This window comes from Roseivirga sp. (assembly GCF_965216855.1).
Lineage (GTDB): Bacteria > Bacteroidota > Bacteroidia > Cytophagales > Cyclobacteriaceae > Roseivirga.
In genome coordinates this window covers 1,921,508-1,938,908 of record NZ_OZ244204.1, presented here as the reverse complement: position 1 = coordinate 1,938,908, position 17,401 = coordinate 1,921,508, and the positions used below count along the sequence as shown (strand labels likewise).

The following is a 17,401-nucleotide window of genomic DNA, read 5'->3' as shown; positions in this document are numbered from 1 at the left end:
CAGAGTGGTTGAAAATGGTGAAGAAGTTAATCAAAAAGGTTTCAGTATAAAAGGATGTTGTCTGCGTTTTAAATGGCTCCTGAATCCCTTAACTTCAGTCGTCAGAATTTAAACTGGTTATTGTCATGAAGTTTGGAAGTGTCCCCGATCCGGAAAATGTTGATTTCACTTTGCCGGCAGATCATCCTGGTACGGCTACTGTTTTGGGTAAATCTCAATTTAAGGAGAGGCCAGCGGTGTATGTCGGTTGTGCCAAGTGGAATCGCTCTGACCTTAAGGGTTTTTATCCAAGAGGAACTAAAGATGAGTTGAGCTATTACGCAACACAGTTCAACAGTATTGAGCTAAATGCAACCTTCTACAATTTCTATAATCAGGAGCAGTTTAAGGCCTGGGCAGATAAAACCCCGGATGATTTCAGGTTCTTTCCCAAAATCAACCAGATGATCAGTCACCTGAAAAGATTGAATGATGTAGGCCAGTATACTGATGAATATTGTCACGCACTGGCTGGGTTGGAGGATAAGCTGGGTATGGTTTTTCTTCAATTACACAACAACTTTGCACCCAAGAACTGGGACAGGTTGGAAAAGTATCTGACTGAATTTCCCAAGGGAATCCCCCTTTCTGTAGAGGTAAGACATACCGACTGGCTTAATGATCCTGATGTATCAGATAAGTTCTATGAGCTTCTTGAAAAGAATAATGTATCGAATATCATTACCGATACTGCCGGGAGAAGAGATTTACTCCATATGCGACTGACTACTCCCGATGTGTTTATCAGGTATGTGGGAGCCAATCATGATAGTGACTACCAAAGGCTGGACGATTGGATTGAACGTTTGGGAAGTTGGATAGCTACCGGAGGGCTTAGAAACATCTATTTCTTCGTGCACCAGAACATTGAGAAAGCGTCACCCCTGCTTTCTGCTTATTTCATTGAAAAGCTGAATAAGGATCTGGGATTTAATCTGCACATCCCAAATTCCGGAGATCAAACTTCCCTGTTTTAGGAGGGACTGACTACAGTCCTGCTCCTTTGATAATCTCTTCTACCACTTCAGGATTGAGTAGTGTGGAGGTATCGCCCAGGTTTGAAAGATCTTTGCTGGCCACCTTACGCAGAATTCTGCGCATGATTTTTCCGGAACGGGTTTTAGGCAGTCCCGGAACAATTTGAACTACGTCCGGCTTGGCAATTGGACCGATGATCTTACGAACAGTATCTTTGATTTCTTCTTTCAGGTTTTCCTCTGTTCTTCCTGCCATGTCGCAGATCACATAGGCATAGATACCCTGGCCTTTGACATCGTGAGGATAGCCTACCACAGCCGACTCAATGACTTTCGGATGTTCATTGATTGCGTTTTCAACTTCAGCTGTTCCCATTCTGTGACCAGAGACATTGATGACATCATCAACACGCCCGAGAATTCTCAGGTATCCATCATGGTCGCGTTTGGCACCATCTCCCGTGAAATACATGCCTTTATAGGCTGAGAAATAAACATTCTTACACTTTTCATGATCACCATAGGTGGTACGAAGCATCGATGGCCATGGGAACTTAATACAAAGATTGCCTTCTACATTGTTTCCGGTAAGCTCTTTCCCATCGGCATCTACGATCACAGGTTGAATGCCGGGAAGGGGTAATGAAGCATGTGCCGGTTTATTGGGCGTAATGCCTGCCAATGCTGAAATCATTATGCCTCCTGTTTCGGTTTGCCACCAGGTATCTACCAGAGGACAGTTGCCTTTTCCAATATGGTCATGGTACCAGTGCCAGGCCTCCTCATTGATGGGTTCACCTACTGAACCAATAACTTTCAGGGAGTCTAGCTGATAAGGCTCTATTGGATCAAGTCCGTAAGCTTGTAGTGCTCTAATGGCCGTTGGGGCGGTGTAGAACTGATTGACCTGATACTTATCACATATTTCCCAGAAACGCCCTGCATGTGGGAAGGTAGGAACTCCTTCGAACATGAGGGTTGTAGCACCTGCCAGCAGGGGACCGTATACAATGTAACTATGGCCGGTTATCCAGCCGATATCGGCAGTACACCAGTAAACATCTCCTTGTGAGTATTGAAAAACATTGAGGAAGGAGTAATAGGAGTAAACCATATACCCCCCTGTGGTATGAACCACTCCTTTGGGCTTTCCTGTTGAGCCGGAAGTGTAAAGAATAAAGAGCATATCCTCAGAATCGACCTCCACTGCCTGAAATTCTTTCGACCTACCTTCAATGGCATCATGCCACCAGATATCCCTTCCGGTTTTCATGGTTACTTCCTGGCCGGTTCGCTTTAAGACGATCACTTTCTCTATAGTTGTGCATTTCTCCAGGGCTTCATCGACTACTGACTTTACCTCTATTTGCTTGGCTCCTCTAAAGTTGCCATCCGAAGTAAGCACCATTTTGGCTTCGCAGTCATTAATTCTATCCGCCAGGGATGATGATGAGAACCCTGCAAATACCACCGAGTGCACAGCTCCAATTCGGGCACAGGCCAGCATAGCTACTGCAGCTTCAGGCACCATTGGCATGTATATGACCACGCGGTCTCCCTTTTGAATACCTTCAGCCTGAAGTGCATTACAAAACTGATTGGTCATTTCATACAGCTCACGATAGGTGACTATTCTGTTGGCTTCATTCGGATCATTTGGCTCCCAGATAATAGCGGGAGTATCGCCTTTAGTATAGAGGTATCGCTCGAAAATATTATCAGTGATATTCAACTTACCGTTGATGAACCATTTCACATCCGGTCCATCAAAATCCCATTCCAGGGTTTTGTCCCAGGGTTTTCTCCAATGAAAGGATTCTGCAATTCTTGACCAGAAGGCTTCAGGTTGTAGTACACTCTTCTGATATTCATGGATATAACCTGAAAGGGTTTGAATTTTATGGCTCATAGGTGGTGAATTGAATTTCCAATTAGCGAAATAAGTTAAGGGATTCAGCTTTTAAGGCCAATTCAATTGTTAAAAATGGCAGGATAGTTCAGGTTTTTAGCGGATGTACTTTGATCCTAAAGCAAGAGACCCTCTCAGGACAATACCGGAGAGGGTCGAAATGCAAGGTGTAATTTTCTCATTCGTACCTCAGGCTCTTTACCGGGTTGGCATAGGCGGCCTTCAACGAATGGTAACTTACTGTAAGAATAGTAATGAGTAATGATGCGGCTCCGGCCAAAACAAAGACCATCACCCCAATATCAATGCGATATTCAAAATCATTGAGCCAGTCGTCCATAAAGAAGTAGGCCAGAGGGGCTGCAATGATGAATCCAAAACCCACCAGGATTAAGAAACTCTTAGACATATTAATCATCAGATTACCAATACCGGCACCCAGCACTTTTCTGATACCTATTTCTTTGATCCTTTGCTCAGCAGCAAAACTGGCCAGTCCGAATAAGCCTAATAATGAAATGAAGATGGCAATGCCTGAGAAGTAATTGGCGAGTAGGCCTATGGTGGTTTCACCACGATAAAGGTTGTCATAACTTTCATCAAGGAAGTTGTAGGTGAAAGGGTAGTTCGGATTCATCTCTGTTGTCAGATCTTCCAAATGGCCTAATGCTGCCTCAGTGTTACCGTTGATTTTAGCAATGAATACCTCTGCACTTTCGGGTCTTAGGGTCATTACCAATGGTTCAATATTCTGATGTAGCGAGCTAAAGTGGAAATCCTTCACAATACCAATCACCTTACCTGTTCTTCCCCAGAAAGTGACAGGGTAGTTCAGTGGATCTTCAACATTCATGGCCTGAGCGGTCTGCTCATTGATAATTACATTGACTGTATCACTGACCAACGAAGGGTCAAAGTCACGGCCTTCTAAAATCTCCATACCCATGGTTTCAATAAATCCATTACCTACCTGTAATACGTTGAAGAGCGTTTCACTCTCGTCAGATTTGCCTTCCCAACGGTAGCCGCCTGAAGTGGAAGTACTTATGCTGATAGGTGTACCACTGGCAATTGTGACATTACTAAAGACCGGGTTGTCGAGTACTCTGGACATAAACAGTTTGGCACTTTCTTCATTGGCCAGATCACCCTCAATTGGAATGGAAATGATGTTTTCCTTATTGTAACCCAGATTTTTATTCTTCACAAACTCCATTTGCTGATGGATCACCATGGTGGAAATAATGAGGAAAGTGGAAATGAGAAATTGGAAAACCACCAGGCCCTTTCTAATACCGTTTGACCAGCCTGAAGTTCTAAAACTACCTTTCAGAACACTTACTGGTTTAAAGGAGGATAAGAAGAAAGAAGGGTAGCTTCCGGCCAGCAGGCCAACAACCAGACCGATGCCGAGTAGTAGTCCTGATTGTTGGAAGTTTGTAAAGCTAAAAGCGAGTTGCTTATCGATGAGCAGATTGAGAGAGGGAATGAGTAGGCTAATCAACGATCCACTGAGAATGGCAGAGATAATGGCCATAATCAAAGACTCACCAATGAATTGGAAAATCAACTGACTTCTGGAGGAACCCACTACTTTCTTAACTCCAACTTCTTTGGCCCTTTTGGTAGAACGAGCCGTTGCCAGGTTCATAAAATTGATACAGGCAATGATCAATATAAAAATGAGTACCACGGTGAATAGTCTGACATAAACAATTCGTCCTCCTGACTGCTTGCCTTCCACCCAACTGCCTTTGAGGTACATGTCTTTAAATGGAAACAGGAATAGGTCGACTACTGACCCTTCATTTCTTTCTTTAATAAAGCCTCTTATTTTCTTATCGAACTGTTCGAACTGCACTCCTGATTGAAGTTTCACCAGTCCTCGAATACCATTATTTCCCCAGTCGTTTAGCCAGGTATTTCTCTCGAACCATGGTTCATAGGGCATTACAAAGTCGAATTTCATGGTTGAGTTGCCTGGTATATCCTCAAATACTCCGGCTACCTGGTATTCGCCCCAACCATTGACCTGAAGACTCTCCCCAACGGCCTTCTGATTACCGAAGATCTTTTCTTTCAGGCTTTTTGAAAGGTAAAGTTTGGTAGGGTCCGTCAGCGCATTTTTAGCTGAACCTTCAATGAAGGTAGTTTTGAAAATGTTGAAGAAGTCTTCACTGGCCACCCGACCGTTTTCTTTAAAACTTTGATCATTGTGGGTAAAGAGCCTCTCTTGTTCCCATGTAAACTGAGCAAAGTATTCTACTTCAGGCATTGCCTCTTTCATGGCATCCTTCAAGGGACCAGGATTCGCAGAGGTAGTAAAAATGGTTCCGGAATAATCCTGATTTTCCATCACCTGATATATTCTGTCGATATCGTCATGGAACTGGTCGTATGACTTTTCTCCCTGAATGTAAATGAGCAGTAGCATACTGGCTGTTATGCCAACGGTAAGTCCGAGAATATTAAGGAAAGCATAAGCGCGTTCTTTCCAGAATACCCGGAGAGCGGTTTTAATTATCGTTTTGAACATGGTTTGAGTTTTAGACCTAAAAATTCAATATGCTGAAGAGACGATAGCCTTCGGAATTCATTACACAGACCTCAAAAAGATGGTGAGGTTGCACCCAATGGATGTACCGATACGGCCCAAATTCAGTATTACCATTTTTAAACATCTAATTTTTTGCAGTTTGTCACGTGAATAAAATCCATTACATCAGCTTAGATCCAGACTGATAAAAAGACCGTATTTTTGAATCTTAACTCTTTGAGAGTTAATTCTTAACCAGAAACATCAGAACAGTAGTGAATCTTAGGCTGGCAGGATTTTTATTACTGGTGGTGACGAATTGTATATGGACTGATTTGGTTTCGGGAGAGAAGGATCCTGTACCGACAATTCACGCAATCTCAATTACCGCCAATGTCTCAGATGAGACTTGTCTTGGAGACAATGATGGCTCCATAGATATTACTGTGTCTGGTGGTGTGGCTCCTTATACCTTTAGTTGGAGTAATGGAGAAACCTCTGAAGACCTGAGTAATCTGGCGCCAGGCAGCTACACAATAACCGTAACAGATGATAATGGCGATACTCAAAGTGAGACTTATACAGTCAATGATGGCTTTGATCTATTCAGTGGAGCCAACAGTAACCCTAAACCTGTTACCTGTGTAAACGGAAGTGATGGTACATTGCAACTGGTTATTACAGCTGGTACAGGTCCATACACCTATGACTGGAGAGATGAGGATGGGAATCAGGTAGGGACTAATTCATTATTGAAAGATGTAACAGTAGGTCTTTATACAGTCACCATTACAGGATTTAGCAACGGAGGAGACGCCTGTACTGCTTCGGCTACTTACCTTATCACTGAACCAGCCCCCAAGTTTACCATAGATTCCAATATTACTAATGTTTCTTGTAATGGAGGCAGCGATGGAGCTATAGACCTGACCGTAACCAGTCCTGATAATGGAAATATTTCCTTTAACTGGTCTATTGGTGAGAGTAGTGAAGATATTTCCTCCTTACCTGCCGGGGATTATGAGGTTGAGATATCTCAGGGGAAGCATTGTGAGATACACACTTTTACTGTAGCTGAACCAGATGTGCTGACGCTAAGCACATCTCAAACGAATGTGTTTTGCGGGGGAGATGCTACAGGAAGTATTGACCTGTCAGTTGCGGGAGGGACGGCTCCTTATACCTATAGCTGGAATACAGGAGCAACCAGTCAGGATCTCGGTGGTCTGGCAGCGGGTGATTATGATGTGACAGTGACAGATGACAACGGTTGTACCGCCACAACATCTGTGACAATTACTCAGCCGGCTGTTCTGGCACTTTCTACTTCTCAAGTGAATGTTTTATGTAATGGAGATGCTACAGGAAGTATAGACCTGACTGTCTCAGGAGGAACTGGAAGCTATTCATTTGCCTGGAGCAATGGTCAAACTACAGAAGACCTGAGTGGTCTGCCAGCGGGCGATTATGACGTGATCGTAACAGATGATAACGGCTGTACTGAAACAGTTACGGTAACAATCACACAACCTGCTGTACTAGCGCTTAGTGTAATTCCTTCAGATGTTTTGTGTAATGGTGAGGCTACAGGGAGTGTTGACCTCACTGTGACTGGTGGTGCAGGTGGATATACCTACGATTGGGATAACGGAGCCAATACAGAAGACTTATCGGGAGTTGCTGCAGGAACTTATGAGGTAATAGTCACGGATGCCAATGGATGTACAGCGACAATTTCAACCACGGTGAATGAACCGGCAGCACTTTCCATTTCTGCTACCCAGGTGGATGTGCTTTGTAATGGAGACGCTACCGGAAGTATAGATTTGACTGTTAGCGGAGGTGCCGGAGGTAATACTTATTTGTGGAGTAATGGAGTCACCTCTCAAGATTTAAATAACCTGACAGCGGGATCTTATTCTGTTACTGTTACTGATGCCAACGGATGTACAGCCAGTACTTCGGTGACGATAAACGAACCATCGGCACTGACTGTATCAACCACTTCCACTAATGTTACATGCCAGGGAGATGGGGATGGAACCATTGATCTTACCGTTTCCGGAGGAACAGGAGCCTACACTTATTTCTGGAATTCAGGAGCTACCAGCCAGGACCTTTCTAACCTTGGCCCCGGCACTTATTCAGTGACTGTAACTGATGATAATGGCTGTACGGCAACTACCTCAGTAACCATTAATGAACCAGATGCTTTGAGTCTGTCAATAGCGTCAACGAATGTACTCTGTAATGGGGAGGCCAATGGCACTATTGATCTCACAGTGACAGGAGGAACAGGCCCTTTTACTTATTCCTGGAGTAATGGAGCAGGCACCGAAGACCTTACCGGGTTATCCGCCAACACTTATATAGTGAATGTTACTGATGCCAATGGATGTATAGCCAGTACCTCTGTAGTGATTAGTGAACCTGCTGTTTTGAGTTTAAGTACATCTAAGACGGATGTGTTGTGTAATGGAGCTGCAACGGGCGATATCGACCTTTCGGTGAGTGGAGGTTCGGTAGGCTATAGCTACTTATGGAGCAATGGGGCAACCACTCAGGATTTGAACAATGTTGTGGCCGGGACTTACTCCGTGACTGTTACAGATGCCAACGGTTGTACAGCCAGTACATCAGTCACTATAACAGAACCTACTGCTCTGACCTTGTCTTCTACTCAGACCAACGTAAGCTGTAAGGGAGATAATGACGGAAGTATAGACTTGTCAGTTACCGGAGGCACGGGGGCTTATAGTTTCAGCTGGAGTAATGGAGCTACATCCGAAGATATTTCAGCACTTGTTGCCGGAAGTTATACAGTTACCGTGACGGATGGTAATGGGTGTACTGCAACTACTACAATAAGCATTACGGAACCTGCAACATTGATTTCTGCCAGCTATACTCAGGTCAATGTGTTGTGTAATGGTGATGCTACAGGCAGTATTGATCTTACCGTGTCTAATGCAACAGCCCCAATTAGCTATGCCTGGAGCAATGGAGCCGTTACGGAAGATTTAACTAATATTTCAGCAGGCACCTATGATGTTACAATTACTGATGCCCTGGGTTGTATTACGGTTTCTAACATTGTCATTACAGAGCCTACGGCTTTAGCATTAGTAGCCACAAAAACAGATATCGATTGTAATGGAAATACTAACGGTAGCATTGATCTCTCAGTCAGTGGAGGGGTAGGTCCTTATACATATGCCTGGACGAATGGGGCCAGTTCAGAAGACATTTCCGGTCTGGCTGCAAATCTCTATTCTGTTACAGTGACCGATGCGAATGGTTGTACTGCCAGTACCTCAGTTACCATCAGTGAGCCAGCGGTTTTAGCACTAAACACCTCTAAAGTTGATGTCACCTGTAACGGTGGTTCTGACGGGTCTATTGACCTGAGTGTTTCTGGAGGTACTGCTCCTTATTCCTACGCTTGGGGTAATGGTGAAACAACTGAAGACCTTTCCAACATTGCTGCTGGAACTTATACCGTTGTAGTAACTGATTTCAGAGGATGTACTGATAATGTTTCTGTGACAATCAATGAACCCACTGCCATTACCATTACCGAATCGATAACAGATGCAGGTTGTGCTGGCGGATCGGCAGGTGTGATTGATATCAGCGTTTCGGGAGGAACCGGACCTTATACCTATTCCTGGAGTAATGGAGCTATTACTGAAGACCTTGTTGGACTCACCTATGGCAATTATTCGGTCACAGTAACAGATGCTACTGGCTGTGCGGTCAATAAGACAATAACGGTAAATGAGGATGCCTCTTTGGTACTGACTACCACAATAACCAATGTAGATTGTAATGGAAATAATACAGGTGAGATTGATTTGGAAGTGGCGGGAGGAACAGCTCCATATACTTATACCTGGGACGATACAGGAGCTAGCACAACTCAGGATTTAAACTTTCTTCAGGCAGGCACTTATTCGGTAATTGTAGAAGATGCGGCAGGTTGTACTTCAACCGCTTCAGTAGTCATAACAGAACCGAATGTACTGACACTTACCGCTACACCTGCACATATCCTCTGTAATGGTGATGCCACCGGTAGTATTAATCTGACCGTGGCTGGAGGGACAGGCCCATTTACCTATAACTGGTCAAATGGAGAAACTACTCAGGATATCAGTAACCTGGTAGCGGGGACTTACACAGTAACAGTTACTGATAATAATGTGTGTGTAGAGACACTGAGTGTTAATATTACTGAGCCAACGGCCATTGTACTGGGGACTACACAATCTAATATTTCCTGTAATGGAGCCAGTGATGGCAGCATTGACCTGACCGCCAGCGGGGGAGCTGGAGGCTTTACCTATGTATGGAGCAATGGAGCAACAACAGAAGATATTAGTGGACTAAGTGCCGGAAACTATGATGTGATCGTAACTGATGCTAATGGCTGTACAGAAACAACTTCAGTGACTATTACTGAGCCGGCTGTTCTGACATTATCCACCACTCAGGTCAATGTGTTGTGTAATGGAGATGCTACAGGAAGTGTTGATTTGACAGTATCAGGTGGTACCGGTACATATACCTATGCCTGGAGTAATGGAGATGCAATTGAAGATATAAGTGGACTCACTGCCGGTAATTACAGCGTAACAGTAACCGATGATAATGGTTGTACGGCTAGTACATCCGTGGTGATTACTCAGCCTACAGCCTTAAGTCTTTCTGTTTCGCCAACCGATGTGCTTTGTAATGGAGGTGCTACGGGGAATGTTAACTTGAGCGTTAGTGGAGGTGCCGGAGGCTATACCTATGCCTGGAGTAATGGAGAAACTACTGAAGACCTGGCGGGAGTGACTGCCGGTAATTACACGGTGACTGTTACAGATGCCAATGGATGTACTGCTTCAGTAACTGCCACCGTAAATGAACCCGCTCCGCTGACTTTGTCATCTAGCAAAGTGGATGTATTATGTAATGGAGATGCTACAGGGAGCATTGATCTGACAGTTTCGGGTGGTACGGTAGGATATACTTACAGCTGGAGTAATGGAGCAACCACTCAGGATATTAGCAACCTCGTAGCAGGAACATACACCGTTACAGTAACCGATGCTAATGGCTGTACGGCCAATACCTCAGTGACGATTAACGAACCAACTGCCTTGAATCTGACCACGAACGCTTCCAATGTGAGCTGTCAGGGGAATGGTGATGGAAGTATTGACTTGAATGTAACGGGAGGATCCGGAGCATACACCTATTTCTGGAATACAGGAGCAACCGGTCAAGACTTATCAGGATTGAGTCCCGGTACCTACAGTGTTACTGTAACGGATGCCAATGGTTGCACAGAAACTACCTCTGTAGTAATTACCCAGCCAGCTGCGCTGAGCCTGACGGTGGCCACATCCAATGTGCTATGTAACGGTGATGCCAGTGGAGCAATTGACCTTACCGTGGCAGGAGGAACGGGGCCATATACCTATTCATGGAGTAATGGAGAAACCACTCAGGACTTGACTGGACTGGTGGTGAATACCTACACTGTTACGGTTACCGATGCTAATGGCTGTACGGCTAATACCTCCGCCATGATCAGCCAACCAACAGCTTTGAGTCTTACTACCAGTAAAACAGATGTCTTATGTAATGGTGATGCCACCGGCAGCATCGATTTGTCCGTCAGTGGAGGTACAGTCGGTTATACCTATCTATGGAGCAACGGATCAACAGATCAGGATTTGAATAATGTGTTGGCTGGTACTTATTCCGTTACAGTTACTGATGCCAATGGATGTACCGAAACCACTTCAGTTACCATAAACGAACCTCCGGCCCTGGTCATCAATACCTCTCAAGTCGATGTGAATTGTAAGGGAGAGAGCAATGGTAGCATTGATTTGACGGTTACGGGAGGTAATGGGGCATATACTTACACCTGGAGTAATGGAGAAACTACTGAGGACCTTACCTCACTGGCCGCAGGAAATTATACCATCACAGTGACAGACGAAAATAATTGCTCGGCTACCGCAACAATAACCATTTCAGAACCACCAACACTGATGACGGCAAGCTATACCCAGGTTAATGTATTATGTAATGGTGATGCTTCCGGAAGTATTGACCTTTCAATTGCCAATGCTACTGCACCCGTAAGTTATGCCTGGAGCAATGGAGCGACTACTGAAGACTTAAATAATATTACTGCCGGAACCTATAGTGTTACGGTGACGGACGCATTGGGCTGTATAACCTTATCCAACATTATCATTAGTGAACCTACTGCACTTGACCTGACCAGTGTTAAAACAGATGTGGATTGTAATGGAAATGCCAATGGAAGTATTGATATCTCAGTTTCTGGCGGTATTGGCCCCTATACCTATTCATGGACTAACGGAGCTAGTTCCCAGGACCTTAACAATATTTCCAGTGGTTCATATAGTGTTACGGTAACGGATGCCAATGGCTGTACTATAGCAACCACAGTAGTCATTAATGAGCCTCCCGCCCTTACGTTAAGCACCACCAAGGTAGATGTAAGTTGTAGTGGAGGGAGTGATGGATTAGTAGATCTTACTGTATCGGGAGGTACAGCCCCATATACCTATGCATGGAACAGTGGTCATACCATTCAGGACTTAAATGATATCAGTGCAGGTACTTATCAGGTTACGGTAACCGATGCCAACGGTTGTTCACAGAGTAGCTCAGTTACTGTCACTGAGCCTGGTACAGAGCTTTCTGCCAGTGTATCAGTCACCAATATTGCTTGTAAAGGACAGAGTACAGGAGCCATTGACCTTACTGTTACCGGAGGGACAGCACCCTATACATATTTGTGGAGCTTTGGAGCAACCACAGAAGATGTTTCTTCTTTACCAGCAGGTTCTTACGATGTTGTCATTACAGATGACAATAACTGCCTTACCATTACCGGGATTACCATTTCAGAGCCGGCTGCTGCTCTGACGATTAATGCCTCCACGCTGGATGTGAGCTGTAGCGGAGGAAATGATGGTGCTATCGATTTGACTGTTTCAGGAGGAACTGCACCGTATACCTATAGCTGGAGTAATGGTTCAAGCGCTCAAGATTTGAGTAATCTCACGGCAGGTACTTATATGTTAACACTGACAGATGCTAATGGATGTTCTCTCAATTCATCCTATACAATTACTGAGCCTGTAGATTTAAGCATTACCCTTTCCAAGACTGATGTAACCTGCTTTGGTTATGACAATGGTGCTATTGATGCTACGGTAACAGGAGGTACAGGTCCCTACACTTACACCTGGTCCAACGGAGAAGCAAGTGAAGACATTGCCAGCTTAGTGGCTGGAAATTATAAGTTAACTGTGACTGATGCTCAGGGATGTACTGCATCAGAGTCTGTTCAAATCATTGAACCAACACAAATCACTTTAACTACCGCTGTAACAGATGCAGGATGTAATGGAGGAACCAATGGTGCTATTGATCTGACTGTCAGTGGCGGCACAGGGCCTTATACTTATAACTGGAGTACGGGAGCGAATAGTGAAGATATTAGCGGACTGTCCTTCGGTGCTTATGATGTGATGGTAACTGATGCTAATGGTTGTTCAGAAACCCTGACCGTCAACGTGAATGAAGACGCTTCATTTAATCTCGCACTGAACCCAACACCAGTTAGCTGTAATACAGGGAATGATGGTGCTGTAGACTTACAAATTACCGGAGGTCAGGCACCTTTCAATATCAGCTGGAGTAATGGCGCTGTATCCGAGGATATCTCAGGTCTGACAGCAGGAACCTACTCTGTTACTGTAATAGATGCCAATGGCTGTACATCTATCACTCAGGTTGAAGTTACCGAGCCGGAAGAAATCACAGTACAGTCTTCTTCAACAGACATTCTATGTAATGGTTCGACAGATGGAGAAATCACCTTAGCACTTGAGGGAGGAACGGCTCCGTACAATATTACTGTAAGCGTATTGGCTGGTGTGGGTATTCAGGCAACGGTTACAGATTCCAATGGTTGTAGCCCGGTCGTATTTGGCATTGAGTCGACAGCCACAGGGTTTCCTGCCACGGCTTCCGCCAGCATTCAAGGAAGCAATTTAGTGGTAGGCAACCTTGGGGCAGGTGATTACGATATTACACGTCCGGATCTGGGAGGAGCGGTGGTAGTTACGGAAACCATAACTGAACCGGCAAGCATCAATATTACAGCTAATGCCACTGATGTGAGTTGTAATGGAGGAACCAATGGCGCTATTGACCTTTCTGTTACCGGAGGCACTGGAACCTACACCTACCTTTGGTCAAATGGCAAGACGACAGCCGATGTGGTCAACCTCGCTAGTGGTACATACACTGTAACTGTAACAGATATTAACGGCTGTACCGCTTCGGCTTCTTATACAATAGATGAGCCTGCTCCAATCAGTATTTCAGCAGGAATACAGGATGTGCTGTGCTATGGTGGAAGAAATGGTAGTATAAACTTATCCGTGTCTGGAGGAACAGGAGGCTATACCTACAGTTGGTCGAATGGTTCCACTTCAAATTTACTCAGTGGAATTTCAGCTGGAAGCTATTCCGTTTTGGTAACCGATGCTAATGGTTGTACTGCCGAGGAAACCTTTGTGGTCAGTCAACCTACACAAATCGTGATAGATGTAATGAGTACCAACCTGACATGTTTCGAAGCCGGAGATGGTGCTATTGATGTGAGTGTTTCCGGTGGAGGAGGGGGGTATACCTATGCCTGGTCGAATGGAGAAGTGTCTGAAGATTTAAATGGATTAGCTGCAGGTACTTACACCCTTCTGGTGACGGATGCCAATGGTTGTACTGCCCAGAAGTCAGTTTTAATCACTGAACCAGCTGTGCTGGCCATTGCAGGATCGATTAACCAGATTGGCTGTTTTGGAGCCAATAACGGAGATATAGATATTACCCTGAGTGGAGGAACAGGTCCTTATACCTTTAGCTGGAGTAATGGTGCCAATACCGAAGATGTGTCTGGTCTGAGTCCGGGAGACTACACTGTCATGGTGACTGATGCCAATGGCTGTACTATTTCCGAAACTTACCAGATTACTCAGCCAACCGAAATATCTGTCTCAGTAGCACAACAGAATATTCTTTGTAGCGGAGCTGGTACAGGAACGATCAACCTGACCGTATCTGGTGGTGCAGGTAGTTATCAGATCGATTGGCTTGATGGTGCACAGGGACCTGATCGGGATAACCTGACTGCCGGAAGCTATGAGGCGACTGTACTTGACGCCAATGGATGCGCGGTCCAGGTGGCTGTGACCATTACTGAGCCGGATCCGATTGTACTGAGTCCTGCCATCACACATGTAGGATGTAATGGCGAAGCTTCCGGAGCAATTACCCTCAATGTTTCAGGAGGAGTTGGTCCATATACATATAGCTGGAGAAATGGAGGAACCACGGCAAACCTCGATCAGTTGCTGGCCGGAATATATGAGGTGACTGTCACCGATGCCAATAACTGTATAGCCACTGCAATAGTTGAAGTAGAGCAACCAGCTGAGTTGACCGGTACTATCGTTCAGACCTTAAATGTTAACTGTGATCTTCGAATTACATCAGAAACCATTTTGGCAGACATTCAGGGAGGAACCGCACCTTATACCTTTAGCTGGGATAATGAGGCTTTTGTGTCTTCAGAGAACAATACAGTGTATCAGGATGGTACGCATGAAGTTGTGATCCGAGACGCCAATCAATGTGAAATTCGTTTGGAATATACAGTGGAATTACCGGAATTAGGCCAGTCTGATTTAATCATCACAGGCCTGAAAGACCCTCAGGATGAATACATCTATAATACTCCAATAGTTTTTGAAGTTGAAAAAACTGATAATATTGTGAGTTGGGAATGGAACCTGGGAGATGGTAACACTTCAACAGAAGAATCATTCGAGTACATCTATGCCGAAGTAGGTCAATATACAGTTACACTTACCACGACCGATGATTTAGGTTGTGTTCAGGAGCATCAAATAAACATCATAGTAGATCTTGGCTATGAGATTGTCATGCCAACTGCCTTTACTCCGAATTCAGACGGTCTGAACGATCGCTTATATCCGGAATACTATGGCATCAGAGACATTAAATTAATTATATACAATACCTGGGGGGAAGTGATTTTTGTTTCAGAAGATATTGAAAGTGGTGGATGGAATGGCCTGGTAAAAGATGAGGAAGCACCGGCAGGTGGCTATGCTTATAAACTCTATGCTAAATCAATTTCTGGTGTATCAGTTGAAAGAGCAGGCTCATTCTTATTGGTGAAGAAATAATGGGGAAAAGGGTATTACTATTGAGTTTCTTGTGGTTCAGCCTACTGACCGGACTTCGGGCTCAGGATGCTCAGCTTACCCAATTCTATAATGCTCCCTTATACATTAATCCGGCATTTACCGGTTCTATTGAGCTTTCCAGGGTCGGGTTTAATCAAAGAATTCAATGGCCAACACTGGCGCAGACTGTTGAGACCAGTAGTGCCTATTATGACAATCACTTTGCGAATACACCCCATGGAATTGGTTTGATAGCCGTTAGAACCAGAGAATCAGTAGCCAAGCTTCGATATACCTACCTGGGTGCTCAGTACTCTTCACGGCTTGAACTAAACGACTCCTGGGTATTCCAGCTGGGTACAGAAGTCAGGTGGTTTCAAAAAGATGCTGACTTTGAAGAGCTCCTTTTTTCAGATCAGATTGATTTGGCGGCCGGAACCATTGCTCCCACTTCGGCAGAATTTATTCAGGGCCAGTATCAGAAAAGTGGCTTTGACCTGGCAGTAGGTGGAGTTCTTTTCTCCAATTCGTTATGGATTGGCCTTTCGGTTTTTCACTTGCTTGAACCAGACGACTCTTTCGCAGGGGAGGAATCCAATATTCCCCGCTTCTTCTCTCTGCATGCAGGGCAGAAGTTTTACCTTAAAAAGGGGAGAAGGCGCAATACCCTCAGCTACAGCTTTCAGGAGAGAAGTATATCATTTGCCGCAAACTACAAATCTCAGGGACCATTTTCTCAACTCGATGTTGGGATGCAAACCTATCTGGAGCCATTCTATGCAGGAGTCTGGTATAGAGGTATTCCCATTCAGTCTGTCGGTTCTATCAATAAGAGTGAGTCAGTGATTATTCTGGCTGGAGTACAGCTTAGAGAAGGGGTAAACATTGGATATAGCTATGACATTACTGTATCTGAATTGAGAGGCGCTTCTGGTGGCTCACATGAGATTTCCATCAGTCTGTTATTTGGAGATATCAGAAGACTGCGCAAGCATGTGAAACTCCCTTGTTTCTATGTCCCTTATGGCTAGCCCCTGGTTCTGATTTCAACAATTAGCGGAACCAGATAACGTTTCTGGTTTTGCAAATCAAGACAGAGGGCGCGAGTTCTTTTCACTTCAAGCTTTCTGAACCATCTCCTCTTAAACTCAAACTCCTCGTTTATTGGTAACTGGGCCAGCGTAGGCTTCTTTTCCTCGCTATCAAACTGCCGCAGTGCGCTTATAAGATTAGGGTCTGCCGCTGCACTGGCCTTCGGGTTTTTCATGTGCCTGGCAAGGGGCCGGAGTACTTCTTCAGGAAAGACTTCCGGATGGAGTATAGGAAGCATTAGCCTTTGAAACTCCCGCTTCCAGTGAATACCATGAGGTTTCTGCCTTCGGTTCTGCTCATGAACCCTTCTGTGCGCTACTTCATGGATATAAGTGATTAAAAACTGATAAGGGTTCAGGTCTTCATTTACCGTAATGGCATGTGATCTTACCCTTGGATCAAATCGGTAATCTCCAAGTTTGCTGCTGCGTTGACCAGATATCCTAAAGGTAAAAGGAGCTTCCAAATAGACTTGAAGACAGTAGTCTAAAGCTGAATCCGGAACCCTGCCTTTGATTTGATCCTCAATCAC

At 44.7% G+C, this 17,401-nt stretch carries 6 protein-coding genes; 3 read left to right on the top strand and 3 right to left on the bottom strand.

The window, feature by feature from the left end; translation table 11 throughout:
- Window positions 1–125 precede the first annotated feature (125 nt).
- The gene (locus ACOOEY_RS08685) at window positions 126–1,016 is read left to right on the top strand and encodes a DUF72 domain-containing protein (protein ID WP_420388277.1); all 891 of its coding nucleotides are present in this window, start codon (window positions 126–128) and stop codon (window positions 1,014–1,016) included.
- A gap of 10 nt (window positions 1,017–1,026) precedes the next feature.
- Here the strand turns inward: ACOOEY_RS08685 and acs are convergent, their stop codons facing one another.
- Together acs and ACOOEY_RS08675 are read right to left on the bottom strand one after the other, a co-directional pair.
- On the bottom strand, window positions 1,027–2,925 hold the full coding sequence (acs, locus tag ACOOEY_RS08680; protein WP_420388276.1) for an acetate--CoA ligase: 1,899 nt from the start codon (window positions 2,923–2,925) through the stop codon (window positions 1,027–1,029).
- Between the two features lie 178 nt (window positions 2,926–3,103).
- Complete coding sequence (locus ACOOEY_RS08675; protein ID WP_420388275.1) at window positions 3,104–5,461, bottom strand: ABC transporter permease; 2,358 nt, start codon at window positions 5,459–5,461, stop codon at window positions 3,104–3,106.
- Between the two features lie 275 nt (window positions 5,462–5,736).
- Here ACOOEY_RS08675 and ACOOEY_RS08670 point away from each other — a divergent pair, with 275 nt between their 5' ends.
- Both ACOOEY_RS08670 and ACOOEY_RS08665 read left to right on the top strand, forming a co-directional pair.
- Window positions 5,737–15,777 (top strand): PKD domain-containing protein, encoded by a 10,041-nt coding sequence (locus ACOOEY_RS08670; protein ID WP_420388274.1) that lies wholly within the window; start codon window positions 5,737–5,739, stop codon window positions 15,775–15,777.
- Window positions 15,777–16,808, top strand: coding sequence for a type IX secretion system membrane protein PorP/SprF (locus tag ACOOEY_RS08665; RefSeq protein ID WP_420388273.1), 1,032 nt, complete (start codon window positions 15,777–15,779; stop codon window positions 16,806–16,808). Before ACOOEY_RS08670 ends, ACOOEY_RS08665 begins: the two co-directional genes overlap by 1 nt.
- On the opposite strand, the gene ACOOEY_RS08660 is transcribed toward ACOOEY_RS08665, so the two are convergent.
- Entirely contained in the window at window positions 16,805–17,401 is a 597-nt protein-coding gene (locus tag ACOOEY_RS08660; RefSeq protein ID WP_420388272.1) for a transcription elongation protein SprT, read from the bottom strand. The two genes, ACOOEY_RS08665 and ACOOEY_RS08660, sit on opposite strands and share 4 nt — an antisense overlap.

Coding starts and splice junctions, on each gene's coding strand:
- ACOOEY_RS08685 (WP_420388277.1), top strand. CDS start 126: ATGAAGTTTGGAAGTGTCCCCGATCCGGAAAATGTTGATTTCACTTTG.
- acs (WP_420388276.1), bottom strand. CDS start 2,925: ATGAGCCATAAAATTCAAACCCTTTCAGGTTATATCCATGAATATCAG.
- ACOOEY_RS08675 (WP_420388275.1), bottom strand. CDS start 5,461: ATGTTCAAAACGATAATTAAAACCGCTCTCCGGGTATTCTGGAAAGAA.
- ACOOEY_RS08665 (WP_420388273.1), top strand. CDS start 15,777: ATGGGGAAAAGGGTATTACTATTGAGTTTCTTGTGGTTCAGCCTACTG.